The 16416-nt window shown below is 43.6% G+C and carries 14 protein-coding genes; 4 read left to right on the forward strand and 10 right to left on the reverse strand.

Features of this window, described 5'->3' with window-relative positions:
• Positions 1-43: 43 nt before the first annotated feature.
• Positions 44-1120 carry a glycerophosphodiester phosphodiesterase gene (gene glpQ / locus IQ209_RS14645; RefSeq protein ID WP_193851985.1) on the reverse strand — a complete coding sequence of 359 codons (1077 nt, stop codon included), beginning with the start codon at positions 1118-1120 and terminating at the stop codon, positions 44-46.
• Positions 1121-1798: 678 nt separating this feature from the next.
• A complete protein-coding gene (glpT, locus tag IQ209_RS14650; RefSeq protein ID WP_193851986.1) occupies positions 1799-3151 on the reverse strand; it encodes a glycerol-3-phosphate transporter in 1353 nt (450 codons plus the stop codon).
• Between the two features lie 977 nt (positions 3152-4128).
• Between glpT and IQ209_RS14655 the strand changes: the two genes are divergently transcribed.
• The 3 genes from IQ209_RS14655 to IQ209_RS14665 all read left to right on the forward strand — a co-directional run bounded on the left by IQ209_RS14655 (position 4129) and on the right by IQ209_RS14665 (position 5884).
• On the forward strand, positions 4129-4434 hold the full coding sequence (locus tag IQ209_RS14655; RefSeq protein WP_193851987.1) for a hypothetical protein: 306 nt from the start codon (positions 4129-4131) through the stop codon (positions 4432-4434).
• The gene (locus tag IQ209_RS14660; protein ID WP_193851988.1) at positions 4422-4604 is read left to right on the forward strand and encodes an MbtH family NRPS accessory protein; all 183 of its coding nucleotides are present in this window, start codon (positions 4422-4424) and stop codon (positions 4602-4604) included. The genes IQ209_RS14655 and IQ209_RS14660 overlap by 13 nt, the downstream gene beginning before the upstream one ends.
• A gap of 185 nt (positions 4605-4789) precedes the next feature.
• A complete protein-coding gene (locus tag IQ209_RS14665; RefSeq protein ID WP_193851989.1) occupies positions 4790-5884 on the forward strand; it encodes a Fic family protein in 1095 nt (364 codons plus the stop codon).
• A 70-nt stretch (positions 5885-5954) separates the two neighbouring features.
• Here IQ209_RS14665 and IQ209_RS14670 read toward each other — a convergent pair whose 3' ends face one another.
• Together IQ209_RS14670 and IQ209_RS14675 are read right to left on the reverse strand one after the other, a co-directional pair.
• Positions 5955-7055 (reverse strand): glycerol dehydrogenase, encoded by a 1101-nt coding sequence (locus IQ209_RS14670; RefSeq protein WP_193851990.1) that lies wholly within the window; start codon positions 7053-7055, stop codon positions 5955-5957.
• Between the two features lie 193 nt (positions 7056-7248).
• Entirely contained in the window at positions 7249-7917 is a 669-nt protein-coding gene (locus tag IQ209_RS14675; RefSeq protein ID WP_193851991.1) for a 7-cyano-7-deazaguanine/7-aminomethyl-7-deazaguanine transporter, read from the reverse strand.
• Between the two features lie 171 nt (positions 7918-8088).
• Between IQ209_RS14675 and tusA the strand changes: the two genes are divergently transcribed.
• The gene (gene tusA / locus IQ209_RS14680) at positions 8089-8343 is read left to right on the forward strand and encodes a sulfurtransferase TusA (protein ID WP_193851992.1); all 255 of its coding nucleotides are present in this window, start codon (positions 8089-8091) and stop codon (positions 8341-8343) included.
• Between the two features lie 248 nt (positions 8344-8591).
• Here tusA and IQ209_RS14685 read toward each other — a convergent pair whose 3' ends face one another.
• The 6 genes from IQ209_RS14685 to ddaG form a co-directional block, all read right to left on the reverse strand.
• Positions 8592-10946: a zinc/cadmium/mercury/lead-transporting ATPase gene (locus IQ209_RS14685; RefSeq protein ID WP_193851993.1), complete on the reverse strand. Its 2355-nt coding sequence runs from the start codon at positions 10944-10946 to the stop codon at positions 8592-8594.
• 191 nt (positions 10947-11137) lie between these two features.
• Entirely contained in the window at positions 11138-11764 is a 627-nt protein-coding gene (locus IQ209_RS14690; protein WP_193851994.1) for a lysoplasmalogenase, read from the reverse strand.
• 232 nt (positions 11765-11996) lie between these two features.
• Positions 11997-12278, reverse strand: coding sequence for a DUF1145 family protein (locus IQ209_RS14695; RefSeq protein ID WP_193851995.1), 282 nt, complete (start codon positions 12276-12278; stop codon positions 11997-11999).
• A 181-nt stretch (positions 12279-12459) separates the two neighbouring features.
• Entirely contained in the window at positions 12460-13377 is a 918-nt protein-coding gene (locus IQ209_RS14700) for an EamA/RhaT family transporter (protein WP_193851996.1), read from the reverse strand.
• Positions 13378-13380: 3 nt separating this feature from the next.
• Positions 13381-15210 carry an asparagine synthase (glutamine-hydrolyzing) gene (asnB, locus tag IQ209_RS14705; RefSeq protein ID WP_193851997.1) on the reverse strand — a complete coding sequence of 610 codons (1830 nt, stop codon included), beginning with the start codon at positions 15208-15210 and terminating at the stop codon, positions 13381-13383.
• Between the two features lie 25 nt (positions 15211-15235).
• Positions 15236-16408, reverse strand: a complete 1173-nt coding sequence (ddaG, locus tag IQ209_RS14710) for a fumarate--(S)-2,3-diaminopropanoate ligase (RefSeq protein WP_193851998.1) — start codon at positions 16406-16408, stop codon at positions 15236-15238.
• Between the last annotated feature and the right edge of the window lie 8 nt (positions 16409-16416).

The raw sequence follows: 16416 nt of genomic DNA on the forward strand, positions 1-16416 counted from the left end.
AGTCCAAGACTGCACCTTGGTTTTTCTACGTTATTTGCACTGATTATTTATGCTCGTGGTGTTGTCTCAGGAACTTCACTGCCAAATCAGGGAAATCTGTGAATGCCCCATCGACATTAGCCTTGTCGAAAACGATATCAAACAATTGGTTGCCGCTGGTGGCATATTTTGGCAATTGATCGATACGGATGGTATACGGGTGTACTGCCAGATGGCTGGCGTGAGCCTCTTTTACCATGCCAGTTAATTTAATGTGATTTGGCGTAGAGTCACTGGCGATAAGCATATGGTAATCAGGGCCAATTCCATCCGCATATTTTGCGATTTCCTTCATCGCGCCAGGTTTAAACATCCAGTCATAGCTATAATTCTGCCATGTACCATCTGCCTTCTGTTCGTAAGTTTCGTTCCAGTCAGTGTAAGCGATAAGCTGAATCAGTTTCAGATCCATCCCCAATTTTGGCTCTAGTTCATTTTTGATGCGTTTGAGTTCATTGGCATCAAAACATTGCAGATAAACTTTATCGCTCCTTTTGGTGTAACCATATTGTTTCAGAACTTCCAGCACCTTGCTGGTGATATCTTTGCCTTCCTGGCGATGGAACCACGGCGCCTTGATTTCAGGGTAGATGCCAATATCTTTCCCCGTGGATTTATTCAGGCCTTGAATAAACTCAAGCTCTTCCTGAAAGGTATGAATGTGGAAATCTGATTTACCCATCGGGAAACGTCCGGGATAGCTTTGGACTTTTTTGCCATCCTTGAGATCAAAACCTTCCGTAAATTTCAGTGACTTAATTTCTGGCAGGGTAAAATCGATGGCATAATAGCGACCGTCAGCACGGGCGCGGTTTGGAAAACGTTCTGCGACATCTGTTACGCGATCAAGATAGTGATCGTGTAGTACAATGAGCTGGTCATCTTTGGTCATAACCAGATCTTGCTCAAGATAATCCGCGCCTTGGGCATAGGCCATTGCTTTGGCGGGTAATGTGTGTTCAGGTAAATAACCACTAGCGCCACGATGGGCGATAACAATCTTATCTGCTGCATGTGCAATACCTGACATGGATGATGCTAACAGAATACCGGCCATAATCGCCTTAATAGGGGTCTGCATTGAGGTTCTCCATTTACTCTAATAAAAGTCTTAAACAAAAAATTAGATTACTTACTGTCTTACTGACTTTTCGTTAGCTGCCAAAAAATAGGATGATCATTCGAGCCGATTTTTATAGAAAATAACGACATAACACAATCCTGAATATTAGTTTTATCAGCAGTATGTCACAGTTTTATGACATAAAAATTTTCTCTAAGTTCTGTTTATATCCCGTTTTATTCTGGCTGTTATTAAATTAACAAAATTATAATATAGAATAGGTTTTTTTATTACCAATGAAGGGCTTAATGGAAAAGCATTGGCTTACACAATATGAGAATAAAACGTATGAAATATGGATTGCATAATGATATTAATATCCTGGTAATTCCTGCGATTAAGATTGAACATCTTGAAAGTGCTAAATCAAAAGACTGTTAAATGGGGTTTCATAATACTGAGAGTATCAGATGTTGGAGTTCCTTACCCCGCACGGCGCGCGGGGTAAGGAATACTCCTGCCATTTTGAAACGCTATTTAATACAGTATGGATATAAAAAAGATATTCATAAGTAAAAGTAAGCAATAGATTTGCCTATTTACAACATACTTCACTACCCTATAACTCATGAAATCGCAGTACAACTCTATTGTACTGCGATTGATATGGTTATTAATCAGTGTATTTCAGTTAATTCATTGACCTTGACGAGCAATTTCTTGCTTATGTTTGCTTTCGTTTAACATAACAAGCAACAGCAGAATAACCGAGAGGATGCTACCGCCGATCATGACCATAAAGCCGCCATCCCAACCGAAATAGTCAACGGTATAGCCAACAATGATACTGGCCGCAACTGAACCGCCCAGGTAGCCAAATAAACCGGTAAAGCCCGCGGCTGTTCCTGCCGCTTTTTTCGGCGCTAATTCCAGGGCATGCAGGCCGATTAGCATCACCGGGCCGTAAATCAAGAAGCCGATAACCAGCATACAGATCATATCGATATCAGGGTTACCTTCCGGGTTCAGCCAGAATACGATGGTGGCGATGGTGACAAGGGTCATGAAGAATACGCCCGTGGCACCACGGTTGCCTTTAAATACTTTATCCGACATCCAGCCACACAACAGCGTACCTGGAATACCCGCATACTCATACAGGAAGTAAGCCCAGGAAGATTTATCCATGGTAAAATCTTTCACTTCCTTCAAGTAAGTGGGTGACCAGTCAAGAATACCGTAGCGCAGTAAGTATACGAATACGTTGGCAACTGCGATCATCCACAGCAATTTGTTCGGCAAAACATATTGCATGAAAATTTCTTTTGCAGTCAGTTCCTTTTCGTTTTTTTCCGTATAGTCAGGTGGATAGTCGTTTTTATACTCTTCGATGGGGGGTAAGCCACAGGATTGTGGTGTATCGCGCATTAAAGCGAAAACGATTAATGCCACGATGATAGCCGCAAAGGCTGGCATGTAGAACGCAGCCTTCCAGTCATTGAACCAGGCCATCCCCAACATGAACAGTAATGGGGGGATGCCGCCGCCAACGTTATGCGCACAGTTCCAGACAGAAACAATTCCACCCCGCTCTTTCTGCGACCACCAGTGAACCATGGTACGTCCGCAAGGAGGCCAACCCATACCCTGGAACCAGCCGCAGAAGAACAGCAGGGTAAACATGATAGCAATGCTGGAAGTCGCCCATGGCACAAAGCCCATAATCAACATTACTACCGCCGCCAGTATCAAACCCGCAGGCAGGAAAACACGTGGATTCGAGCGGTCGGAAACGGAACCCATGATAAATTTTGAGAAGCCGTATGCAATTGAAATTCCTGACAATGCAAAGCCAAGATCACCCTTAGAAAAGCCTTGTTCGATCAAGGCAGGTATGGCGAGTGCAAAGTTTTTCCTTACCAGATAGTAGGCTGCATATCCGAAGAAGATCCCCATAAAAATTTGCCAGCGCAAGCGACGATAGAGAGGATCTATTTCCTGCGCAGGCAACCGAGCCTTATGAGGCGTCGGTTTGAAAATACTTAACATATTTTTTGTCTCCACGTGACTTTTGTATGAGCGAATCACCACCATCAAGCAGTGATGGCGTTAAACGAAAAATTTTAGCTATTTATTTTCTATATCGAAGCTAATATTAGCTGAAAACAACCTTATATGACTGTGAGGTATCGCTAACATATAGATATAATTTCGCAAAGTCGATAATTTTGAGTGATTTAGCGCTTTTTTTGAATACAATTTATTTATATTAGTGTGATGAACGTCACAATAAACGGACTTTTGGGCTATTTTTATTTTCGCACGTTTAAAGTTTGTATATTCTCGACCAAATAAAAGCTCATTATTATTAGGGAAATTTGTCTGATGTAGTAACTATAAAAAAGTCAGATAAATGTAACCCACACAAACGCTACTATTGTAAAAATTATTTAATAAATAACTGTTGGCGTTTTTCTGTCTGTTTTTTTAACAAGTGGTACTATTTTTCTGATGGTGTTACTTAATTAATATTCTCATTTTTCCATGTAATTTATTTTTATTTACATGCTTTGCGTTTTTTGTAACGCGGTTACAAATAAAATGTTTGAAATTAAAATCCAAAATAATGGATATTACTACAAATAGTTATTCATGTTGCAGATAGCAGTTTTCATGCAGGGTTGGATGACCATTTTATTATGTTAATTACAATAATATCAATAAGTTAATTGAAGTTGGTTACAGGTTGTATAGGCGTAATACACTCTGTTTTCCAAATAATAATGGGTTTTATATAAGTTGATTGTTTAATTAATAAAAGATTACAAATTAATACTAATTAATATATTTATTAAATTCGCAATAAATTTTTGAAATTTATTTTTTTGATCCAGTTAGCGTCAACATAAGGTATTTGAAAATACTGAATGTAGACAAAAATTGGGAGATAACGACTACCAGCATTGATGCCTCTACTCATCATGAAAAGTGATGAAATCAATGGGGCTCAGAATGAGAGCATCATTATGAATACTTACACACACAAGGCAATATTACACACAGCATTTACTACTGGGCAAAAAAATTATCCCGCTGTTGAGGCTGAATTTTATCGTAATATCAGTTACATGACAGCAGAGCTAGAACCGTGGTTTAAGAACGTTACTTCGGGGAGTCGTGATTTTTCCAGAATTCGAGTGCTTGCTACAGTATTACTGACGGGTGCGACCGGATATGTCCACCAAATATTACGCAATCTGATTGGTATTGGATTCTTACCGGCAACGCTTTCAAAAAGTTTCAATATGGAGGCTGTATCATGGAACGATTAGTCAGAAACGAAATCATGAATTGGATGATCGTTACCAATGGTAAACAACATTATTCGGTCTGGCCTGTTGAGTATGAAATACCGCAGGGATGGATGGTCATTGGCAGAACAGGGACGAAAGAAGAATGTTTGAGTTATATTGCTAAAATTTGGCAGGAGCCAACAAGATAGACATGGTTAACCGAGTTATGGGCATGTTCCTGCGGGTTCATGCCCGTTTTATTTCGCCAGTAAGTTTCGGTCAGTGAGTCAATTAAGTATGCTATTCGCCTCATTTTGTGAGGCGAATAGCGTTGTTATTTGCCTCATTCCATGAGTAGAATGATTAGACTATTGGCGTCATAAGGTGGAATTCAATGTGGATCTGGGAACAAAAAAATTGGCCTAATTTCCAATGGGATGAGCATGTACTGAATCCTATTTTGCGGGAAATTCACTTTAATCAGGGGGTGCTGTTAGGAAAATCTGACGTTGAAAGTACAGAGCAAGCAACACTGGATAATCTTCTTGCCAGTATCCTCTATTCCTGTGAAATAGAAGGTGAAAAGTTGAATGCAGCATCAGTACGCTCTTCATTGGCAAATCGATTCGGGATCAGTGAAGCTAAGCCTTATCCAACCAGTGGGCAGACCGATGGTATGGCAGAAATTGCCTTTGATGTGGTGGTGAGATATGACGAATCTCTGACGCTAAATCGCCTTTTGAAATGGCACGAATTGATGTTTCCCGTGGATTATACTTTGGTTAGTCCCATTAAAGGTGGCCAACTGCGGCACGGGGGGATGCAAGTCATCTCTGGTAGAATAGATAATCCTATTGTTCATTTTGAAGCGCCACCTGCCGAAAAATTGCAGGGAGAAATGACACAGTTTATTACCTGGTTTAATCAATCCCGTCATGAACTCTATCTTGATCCGATTTTGCGGGCAGCAATCGTACATTTATGGTTTGTCACGTTGCATCCAATGGAAGATGGTAATGGGCGCATTACCCGTTTTTTGACTGATTTAGTATTGGCGCAAGGTGAAAGCCGTTCGATTCGATTTTATGCCATGCCAGTAAGTATTTGTGAACGCCGTAAGCAATATTACGAAATACTGGGACAGACTCAGCGTGGTGATCTGGATATTACCGATTGGATGGTGTGGTTTCTGCAAACACTCAATAGCACTCTTATTGCTAAATTGAAGCAAATTGATGACCTAGTGAAAAAGACTCGATTCTGGCGTCGTGTTGATCAAAGCCAGCTCAGTCAGGAACAAATAAAAGTATTGAACAGAATGTTAGATGGTGATTTTCAACAAGGTATTAATAGCAGCCAATATCAAAAAGTGGCTAAAGTGAGTCGTGCAACCGCGACCCGACATTTAAATCATCTAACAGAACTCGGTTGTTTGGAAAAAACTGAGGCTGGGGGCCGTAGCACACGTTATATTATTCATCATATTTGAATCTATTTTGGTCAAACTCTTAGGGCGGGAATTCCCGCCCTAAGAGCAATCGAATTAATTTCGCAATCACTTAATACAACCAATCTTTACCCACTTGGTCTGCGGCCAAAATTGCGGCGTAAACGTGTTCTGGTGTCACAACAAATGGCATATTGTGAATGGTTTCACCCTCAGCACAACTTGCAATAGCGACTTGCATGATTTTTTGAGGCAGTTTCTCATTATCACGTAAGCCCAATTGCTCCAGTGTGACGGGTAGCCCGATCTGTACACAGAAATCGAGCACAGTTTCCAACTCCTCACTTGGGCTATTTTCTAAGATCAATTGTGTCAGAGTACCAAACGCAACTTTTTCGCCGTGATAGAGATGATGACACTCTTCCAGCACGGTAAAACCATTGTGGATGGCGTGAGCTGCTGCTAATCCTGCACTTTCAAAACCAATGCCACTCAAGTAGGTATTGGCTTCGACAATATTTTCAACGGCGGGTGTACTGACGCCTGCTTCTACCGCCAGTTTTGCTTTGTAACCTTCCGCCAGTAAGGTTTCATAACACAGTTTTGCCAATGCCAAACCTGTGGTAGATGTTGCACCGCCAGCCATGGTTGGTTTGTGGGCTGTACTGCTGGCGCGTGCCTCAAAATAGGTGGCGAGTGCATCCCCCATACCTGCGACAAGCAGGCGAACCGGTGCTTTAGCAATGATATTGGTATCCATTAGCACGATGTTTGGATTTTGTGGATAGAACAGGTAGCTGTCGAATTCACCGAGTTCAGTATAAAGAACAGAAAGGGCACTGGTCGGGGCATCTGTTGAAGCAAGAGTAGGAGAAATAATGACGGGTATTTTGGCTTCGTATGCAACCGCCTTGGCAGTATCAACCGTCTTTCCTCCCCCGATCCCGATGACAGCCTGACATTGTTGTTTCAACAAAATGGCAGATAAGCGATAGATCTCATTACGGCTGCACTCGCCATTGAAAAGTTCGAAATGGCTAGTCACTTCGTGTTCTTCTAGACTCTGGTTGGCGGTATCCCCAATAAGGCTCATCACGAAATTATCAGCAATCACGAAGACGTGGTCAGCAAGCATTTTGGTGTATCGACCAATATGAGATAACGCACCTGGCCCTTGGATATATTTGGATGGAGACTGGATCACTTTCAGCATAAGAAATATTCCTTCTTTACCGGAAACTAGGCATAGAGTGTCACAATACTGGCATAGGGCAAGTTACGAACTGCCCGTTCACACTATACGGCAAAATATGCAGAGAAGTTATGAGCAAAAGCAGGAAATGAGTGATGTGAGGAGAAACACTGGCGGAACGACTGTCCCCCTGATTGATTCAGGGGGGATGTTTTTAGTTGGCTTTGGCCAGGATTTTATCTTTCGTTTGCGCGAAAAAGTATTTCAGGATTAAGTTCAACAGAATGCCATAAGCGGGCAGGAAGAACAGCATGCAGATAAACAGCTTGAAGGCATAATCCACTAACGCAATTTCTACCCAGTGGGTTGCCATAAATGCATCCGTGCTGCGGTAAAACGCGATAAAGAAAAAGGCCAGTGTATCGAGCATATTACCGAAAAACATGGCGGCAGCTGGCGCTATCCACCAGCGGCTTTTTTGGCGAAGACGATTGAAAACCCCAACATCCAATATTTGGCCGAGTACATAGGCCATAAAGCTAGCTGCGGCAATGCGAGCGACAAACACGTTAAAGGTTCCCAATGTCCCGAATTCCTGCCAGGTTCCTTGAAAAAACAGAGCTGAAATTAGGTAAGAGATCAGCAACGCGGGTAGCATAACGGAAATAATGATCCGACGAGCCAATGGCGCACCATAAATACGCACAGTCAGGTCAGTCGCCAAAAAGATAAAGGGAAATGTAAATGCTCCCCAAGTGGTATGAAAACCAAAAATGGAGACGGGTAATTGCACCAGATAGTTACTGGAAGTAATGATCAAAATGTGAAAAAGCGACAGCCAGATCAATGCCGAAGCCCGCTGTTGCGCAGTTAATTGCAGCATATTGTACCTTTTTGGTGGATGGGGTGAGGGAACCCAACAAATTCAATCTACCTGAAGATCAGGCGGTGGGATCATACGTGTGTTGCGCAATAAAAGTAAAGTACGGCAGTTGACGATATTTTGTAATATAATCCACAGCCACACAGATTGTTTGAACCTACAGAGATTGTTATGTCCGATGTTTTTGCCAACCCTGACAAGACGCTTGATACGTTGGGATTACGTTGCCCGGAGCCAGTAATGATGGTGCGCAAAGCTGTCCGCCATATGATTGTCGGTCAGACGTTGTTGGTCATTGCGGATGATCCGGCAACAACCCGCGATATTCCGGGGTTCTGTCGCTTTATGGATCATGCGTTGATCGCCCAAGAGACAGAGCAAACTCCTTATCGATATCTGCTCAGAAAAAGCGAAAATTCTGTTTAATTGAGAAAAGTCCATATAATAACTGGCATAAAATAAGCACAAGTGCTAGGTTTTAAACATGGCATTTGGTCAACTATCACCTCGCTGGATGCCATATTTTCTTTTCCCTTAATAGCAACCTTTTGTAATTAATTATTTTGAAAAGGTGCATAGTAATAGTATTAACATGCACCTTTTCAATTTGTTATTTACCTTTGCCACTTTTCTATCCATCTGTTTGTGGCAATGTAGGTTGAATATTCCGTGTATTATTTCTGTGGTTTGCTCCTAAGTAGCCGAACAGCGTTTGCTGTTACCAAAGCCGTGGCTCCTGAATCGGCCAGAACGGCCATCCATAGTCCGGTAATACCCAATAGGCTCGTAATAAGAAATATCGCCTTTAATCCTAACGCAATGGTGATATTTTGACGGATGTTATAATGGGTTGTTCGGGACAAGGCGATAATTTCAGGTAAACCCGTCAACCGGTTATGTGTCAGGGCGGCATCAGCTGTTTCCAGTGCAACATCAGTACCGCTGCCCATAGCAACACCGATAGTGGCCGCTTTCATGGCTGGCGCATCGTTGATGCCATCACCAACCATCATGGTGCGGTGTTTTTGGTTCAATTCAATGACCGCTTTCACTTTATCTTCAGGCAACAACCCGGCGCGATAATCAATGCCCAGTCGATTCGCAATAGCTGCCGCGGCACGGGGATTATCTCCAGTCAGCATGACTGCATCGACACCTTGTTTTTTCAGAATACGGATAGTCTCTATGGCATCCTGACGCAAGGTGTCTTGCATTGCTATTAACCCCATAAGTTGCCCATTTTGAATGACAGCAACGGCTGTTTTTCCATCGTCTTCCAGCTCAGTGACTCTCTGTTTCCATTGTTCGGACAAGGTGTTTTCCGGCAATCTTCCGGGGGCTGCGACGAGAATTTTTTGCCCCGATAATTGCCCTTCAACCCCTATACCAGCCAGCGCCTTGCGCTGTTCTGCTTCAACAATTGCCACACCGCTGTTTTCTGCGGCATTCAGGATAGCTTTTGCCAGTGGGTGATGGGAGCCACTCTCTACAGCACCCGCCAGTGCCAGTAAGGTTTCTGCACTGATGTTTTCCACCGGTTCAATTTCAGTAACCTGGGGTTTGCCTTCGGTCAAGGTTCCGGTTTTATCCAGTGCGATGGTGCGCACTGAACCAAGTTGCTCCAAGGCCGCTCCACCTTTGATGAGGGAACCCCGACGGGTTGCTGCGGCCAGCGCGGAAGTAATGGCGGCGGGCGTCGAGATGACCAATGCGCAAGGGCAACCAATTAACAGCAGAGTCAGGCCTCGGTAGATCCAGGTTTCCCATGAGCCAGCAAAAAACAGGGGCGGGATTACTACCACCAGGGCTGAGAACAAGATAATCAGCGGGGTGTAGACACGACTGAAACGGTCGATAAAGCGCTCAATTGGCGCACGACGCTCTTCCGCTTCTTCAATCAGTTGCAGAATGCGGTCAATGGCGTTGTGACCAGGTTCAGAGATCACCTTCATCTGTACGGCACTATCAACAGAAAGGCAACCCGCGGCGACTTTTTCTCCTTGCTGCCGTTCAACCGGAACTGATTCACCGGTTAGGGCACTTTCATCGAAACTGGCAAAGGGACTGAGCAGTTCGGCATCGGTAGGTAAGCGCGCACCGGGGGCGATTTCGATGATATCCCCTGGACGCAGATCCGCCGCTGGCACGGTTTTCTTTTTTCCATCCTTAATAAGTAGGGCTTGTTCAGGAACTAATGCCATCAAGGCACTGACGCCACGACGTGCGCGTCCGGCGGCATAGGATTCCAGTATTTCCCCCAACTTGAACAGGAGAATAACCATTGCCGCTTCTGCGGTAGCATCAATAAACAAGGCACCGATGGCAGCGACACTCATCAACGTTTCAATGGCGAAAGGTGTGCCAGAACGGATCAGTTTGACGGCCTTAGTCGCTACCGGATATAACCCAATGAGTGTAGTGATGATGAAAGCAATCTGCCCTACGGGGGCATTCGCTTTTGATATTCCCCAACTGACGAACATCAAGGCGGCCAGAATCAAAATAGGGGAGAAAGTTTTCCAGTGACTGACTGCCGGAGGCAATTTAGATGCCGAATTTGCCTCTTTGATGGCAAAGCCGGCCTGTTTTACTGCTTGTTCAACGGCAGCACGGATATCAATATCAGCATCGACCACCAGTTTCTCTGTTGTAAACAGGACCTTGACCTGTCTGACTTCTGACAGTTTTTTGACCGCATTTTCGATCTTGCCTGCACAGCTTGGGCAATCCATGCCTTGGATAGTCCAATTAAAACGCTGTCTCGCGGTTAATTCGGCGAGAGCGTTATCCTGCATGGTATGTGCATGATCGTTTGAACAGTGTGCACCATTATGTTCATGGGAGTGCACTGCGCCAGTAGAACAAGAAGAAGAGTTATGGTTTGGCGTGGGAGAATGATGCAAATGTTCGTGGCTGTGATCGTGATGTGAATGCCCACTTACATTATTGGCGATATTCTGATGTTCATCTTTTTGCAAAGATAGAGAATTGTGCTGTGATTGCTTATGTTTTTTAGTCGTGGATAACATAGGCGACCTCTTAAATAGAGTTAATTTTAATCATTAGCATTAACTCTACACGTTGGAGTAAACTCCAGAGTCAAATCCAATAAGAGGAATTCTTTTGATGATTTGTGCTAATTAAAATAGGTTCTCACCATCAATGTCCTTCCTCTTGATGTTGTTAGCTTTTCGAACCCTTGGTTAGTAAGGGCAAACTATCATAGGTAGAGTGAACGAATAATCAAAAAATGCCCAATAAAACCACAGGTAGCAACCATCGCTTTTGACAATTTAAAAGGGAAGCGATACTGAGCAATGATATTGATACTGTGTGCGAGGAGTAGCAGGATAGCGCCAGCGACGACAGAAAATCGGCTATCATTGCTAAGCGAAAAATATTGTTCTCCGGCAATCCAAGCCATCAGTAGTGCCATAACGAAACTATCTACCACTCGCCAGCGCATATTATCCAGACGATTCCAGACTGTCAGCATGACCACAATACCAACGACTAGCAAGATCAAAGGCAGCGGGAAGAAGAGACTGAAATCCATATGTAAGGCAAAGCTGATGGTGTATAACAGGTAACTCAGGAACAGTGCGATGAATGAGAAGAGTAAATACTTACCAGGGAACATGCGAAGCGCATCAGAGAGCAAGGTAGTAAGAAGGCCCGCAATGATAAGGTAACCTGAAACCTCAAGATTGGGCGCCTGGCAGGCCCATAATAATAGAAGCAACATCGTGACGGGACGGAAAACCCATTGCTGCCAGTTGGTGCCACGATAGGCGGCATCAATATATAACCACCCGGAGAAAAACACAGCGAGAAATGGCCAACTCATATTTTTCCTTTCCTTAAAGTTCAACGCCTGTTTTGTCAGGCAATTTTATTTATGACGGGGTTGGTACGGAGAATATCTTGATTTATCGACATTGATTCGTTATTAACGAACGAGTAACGTTTTATTATCAAAAACAAAGAACGTCAATGAGTAATTACGCGAATTACTCATTGATGATATTTGCTTTGTTTCCAATCGGAAGAAAACAGGATGAACCACTGGATAGAGGAGGTTATTTTTTCTCCTGTTGTTTCTCTTTTAATTGTTTTTTCTGCCAGGCCAGTAATTCAAAGACGCCAAAAAAGAAGATCTTAGTCTGGAGAAAACTAGACAGCTTTTGATCTTTAGGCTGGGAGTTTTTCAGTAGCAGCAACTGAAAAGAGTGCATGATTACCGTAAATACCATTGCAATATCCATGAAATATCTCAATGGCTTAGGGAATGGGTGAAACAAATTGAAGATCATGATACCCCACACTAAGATCATGATCCCTCTTCCTAATTGAATAAACATCATTGACTCCAAAATCGTGTTTAGGGCGTGTTGACGTTTTGCGAGGGGTTATTAGACAGCATGATGATTTGGTATAATATTTTTGCCAAAAAACAACCAAGCTTCATCACCACACCGCGAACTATATTAACAGATCTCTACTGGAATAAGCTATCTGCATTAATGCTAATGCAACAGAGTCTTATTTTCTGCCAATTTGTCGGGCATCGTAGATAATCGACACTACCGATACTGTGACAATCGTGATTATCATCATAAATAACTTCGGACTAAACGGCGTACGCACATTAAACAGTTGGATCATAAACACGGCCAGCGGCGAAAGTGCCAGTACAGTGGAAACAGCCAATGGTGTTGCAAATTCAATTCCCTTTTGCAGAAAATAAATTGATGCACCCACACCTACCAATGCGATCAACAAGATTAAATAGATAATTTTGCTATTAACAACAACATTATTCTGTAGTAGCAATATTCCCAGACACACTATGATCAACAATGGAAAGCGTAGCGATAATAGTGCCGATGCGGGTACTTTGCTAACAGCGAAACGCTTAGAAATAATCACAGTAGCTGTAATGCTGATACTGCACAGAATGGCCATGGCAATTCCCATTATCATTTCACTGCGACTATAGAGTGTGTATACATCTCTGAACATCACTGTATACACGCACATGGCAGCTGCTGTTATAAAGATCATCAGATGACAGCAACGTGTAACAAGGCTGATGGATTGACGAGTCAACAACAGGTAAGCCGTCATGCTAACAGGACCTAATCCTTGTGTTAGCGTGACGGCGACAGAAGGTTCAAGGTACTTAACCGCCAGAAAATAAAACAGCCAATTGAACATCGAGACAATATTTAAGGCTATCAACATACGCCATTGCGAAAACAGCTCAGCATAAGCTTTCCGTTGACGGAAAAAGCCGATTGTGGCGAATAGCACAGTGACAACCATAAAACTCAGGCTAACGATCAAAAAGATATTAACGCCGAACAACCAGATGTTCAGTAAAACACTTTGTGTTGAGGCAATGAAAATATACAGTAATGTAAAAAATACACCGGATAAGTATCTACCTTGCTCTGTCATTCACTACTCCTGTCTATCAATAAACTGTTGGTGCCATTTTTCTAACATGTACATCGTCCACAATGCATAGCAGTTGTTGCCATCGAACTCTTTGACAAACTGACGCATCCGATCCGGATTAAAGTATCCACGTGATAATGCCTGCTCGCTGATCAGTGTATCGGCGATGGTTTTTTTCATTGACGATACCATCCATTGTTCAAGCGGTACTGCTAACTCCTGCTTTTTGCGATTAACAATATAATTGGGAAGATAGCGTTTCGCCAGACAGTGAAGAAGGTATTTTTCCTTGCCTAAATGGAGCTTAAAGCGTGTAGGCAAACGGCTAGCCAATGTCACCACTTGTTTGTCGAGGAAAGGAACTCGCACTTCAAGTGAATTGGCCATTGAAGCAATGTCAATCTTGACCAACTGCGCTTCCTGCATCCAATGGTTAAAGTCATACTCCATCGCTGCGGAGAGAGGATTTGCATGTCGTCTCAGCTCATCACCGTACCGATTGGCTTGTGCAGTACCGTTTTTTTCGAGCAAGTGTGACGCTATCTCATTACTGTATAGCTGCTGGCGCAGTTGACTGCTAACGCCATCAGTCAGTAGCGCCTGATAAAACTCAGGGAATGCCTCTTTCTGCCATACCTTGTTAAACAGATCGACCTTGCGGGGCAGATTGTACTCCGCCGGTAAGTTGGGGAAATTCGCTGCCAACGAATAACGGGCATACCCTCCGAACAGTTCATCCGCCCCATCGCCGCCCAGCACTACGGTTACATGACGACGCGCCATCTGATACATAAAGTGACTGGCAATCGAAGATGGAAAAGCAAAAGGCTCTCCGAAGTTTTTGTTCAGCGCGTGAGCTGCATCTAATGCAGCTTGTGGCGTAATAATGCAATCATGGTGATCTGTTCCAAGATCTTTAGCCAGACGCCGGGAGTAGTCCAACTCACTGAAAGCGGACTCATTGAAGCCGATAGCAAAAGTTTTCAGCGAGTGGTGTCCCTGTTTACATGCCATGGCAGTAATCAGGCTGGAATCCAGTCCGCCACTGAGCATCGTACCGATAGGAACTTCTGCCTTTAATCGTTTCTCGATAGCCTGATTCAGATACTCATCAATTTCATCAATCCACTGCTCCAGTGGTTTATCATCCTCTCTTGGCTGGTAGTCAACGTGCCAATAGTTTTTCCGGCTCTCCTTCCCTTGGATAAAGCTGACACTGCCACCAGGAGGCACTTTGCTGATACCCTGAAAAATACAACGATCGCGTGGCACGACCCGAAAGCGCAGATAATAATCCAACGCCTCAAGGTCAATACGACGTGGAATGGTATTGCTCTTCAACAGTGAATTCAATTCGGATGAAAAACTGATTGTGTTGTCGTTCAGGGTATAAAACAGCGGTTTTTTGCCGGCGGGATCGCGTGCCAATAACAGTGAGTCATTGACGCGGTCATAAATAGCCAAAGCAAACATACCATCCAAAGAGTGATAAAACTTCTCGCCGTCACGCTGGTACAGATTAACAATCACTTCTGCGTCGGAGTCGGTACTAAATTGAAATCCCTGTTTAATTAATTCCTGGCGCAATGAATGGTAGTTATAGACTTCACCGTTAAATACCAATACATATTGTCCGTTATTGCTGTAACAGGGTTGTGAACCGTTATCCAGTGCGATGATTTTTAACCGCCGCATACCAATACTGACATGCCCATGATGATAAATTCCCACCTGATCTGGCCCACGATGCTCCAGCGCGTTTAACATGGATGTTAATCGCTGAGGTTGTGCTGGTTGATTATTCAAGTGGATGACGCCTGCGATTCCACACATAAATTTCCTTTGTTTTCCCTGTGAATTAATAACGCCGTTTGCTGATATTGCGGGTGATTTGCTGTTCATCGATACGCTGGATACGAATATCCCCGACCAACCCGGAGGCAATCATTTGTGCGATGTCGGGGTTACGCGATAGCAGATCATGCTTAATAGCATCACTGACTTCCGCTGGGAGCGACGGTATCGCAATACGAATCACTAATCCGCCATCACGGTCATCAAGATCATATCGGTGATAAGGGAGGTGTTTTGCCATGGCGTCATTGATATCACTGAGGTTGATTTTTTCACCGTGTTTAAATTCGCTGGCAAAACGGCCGAGACAACGTTGATAGGTGTAAAGGGGTTTTCCCTGAACAATTTTCTTTTCAAAGCCTTCAATCAGATCGTGAGTGACAAAGCGTATTGCTGGAAAATATTCACGGGCAAACGAAGTGAGTAACAAAATACCGCCGGTTCCCCGATAATCGGAGTCAGGATAAATCTGTCGTACGGGCACCACCTCTGGTATTAGATAGGGATCAAACTGGTAATATCCCTGCGAGTGATTGTAGAAAGCAATGGAACCAATTTCAATGCTGCCTAATAGATCAAGTACCTGCGTTGGTTCGATGTGGAAATAATCCGCCACCTTTTTTTGCCAAGCCAAAGTCGCTACATCCCCCAGTACGATGATTTTTTTCGGCCGGAAGTCCAGTTTGCCGGTTGCAATCAGACAGTCCAGAATCATCGGCATAGTGAAAAAAATGTCTGGTTTGAATCGGTTTAGCACTTCAATATGTTGCTCAATCGGGCGGGTAAAATCGATCAGTTCAACTTCACATCCCATAGACTGAAAAATTTCACCCGCTGTAGCAGCCGCATGTCCGGTACCCAAATCGGCACAGGCACGGACATACCCTTCGCCACAGAAATCCTTGATGATGCCCATGCGCTGTTGCAGATAAATATGTTGATCATTATCGGAATAGATAATGCGCTTACGTTTGCCTGTTGTGGTACCAGAGGTTTGATAACTGTGGTAACGGTTAGGAAACGCATGTTCCGCATGGTAATAATGTTGCGTCAGTAACTCTTCAGTCATGAGAGGCAGAGATGCCAGCTGGTTAGCCTTCGCCTGTTTCTCTCTGAGTAATTGAGCATACCAAGGAAAGGTTTTGCTGATCTGTTTTATCCATAATTCCAAATTCATGTGGTTTC

Source organism: Xenorhabdus sp. BG5, assembly GCF_015163665.1.
Classification (GTDB): Bacteria; Pseudomonadota; Gammaproteobacteria; order Enterobacterales; family Enterobacteriaceae; genus Xenorhabdus.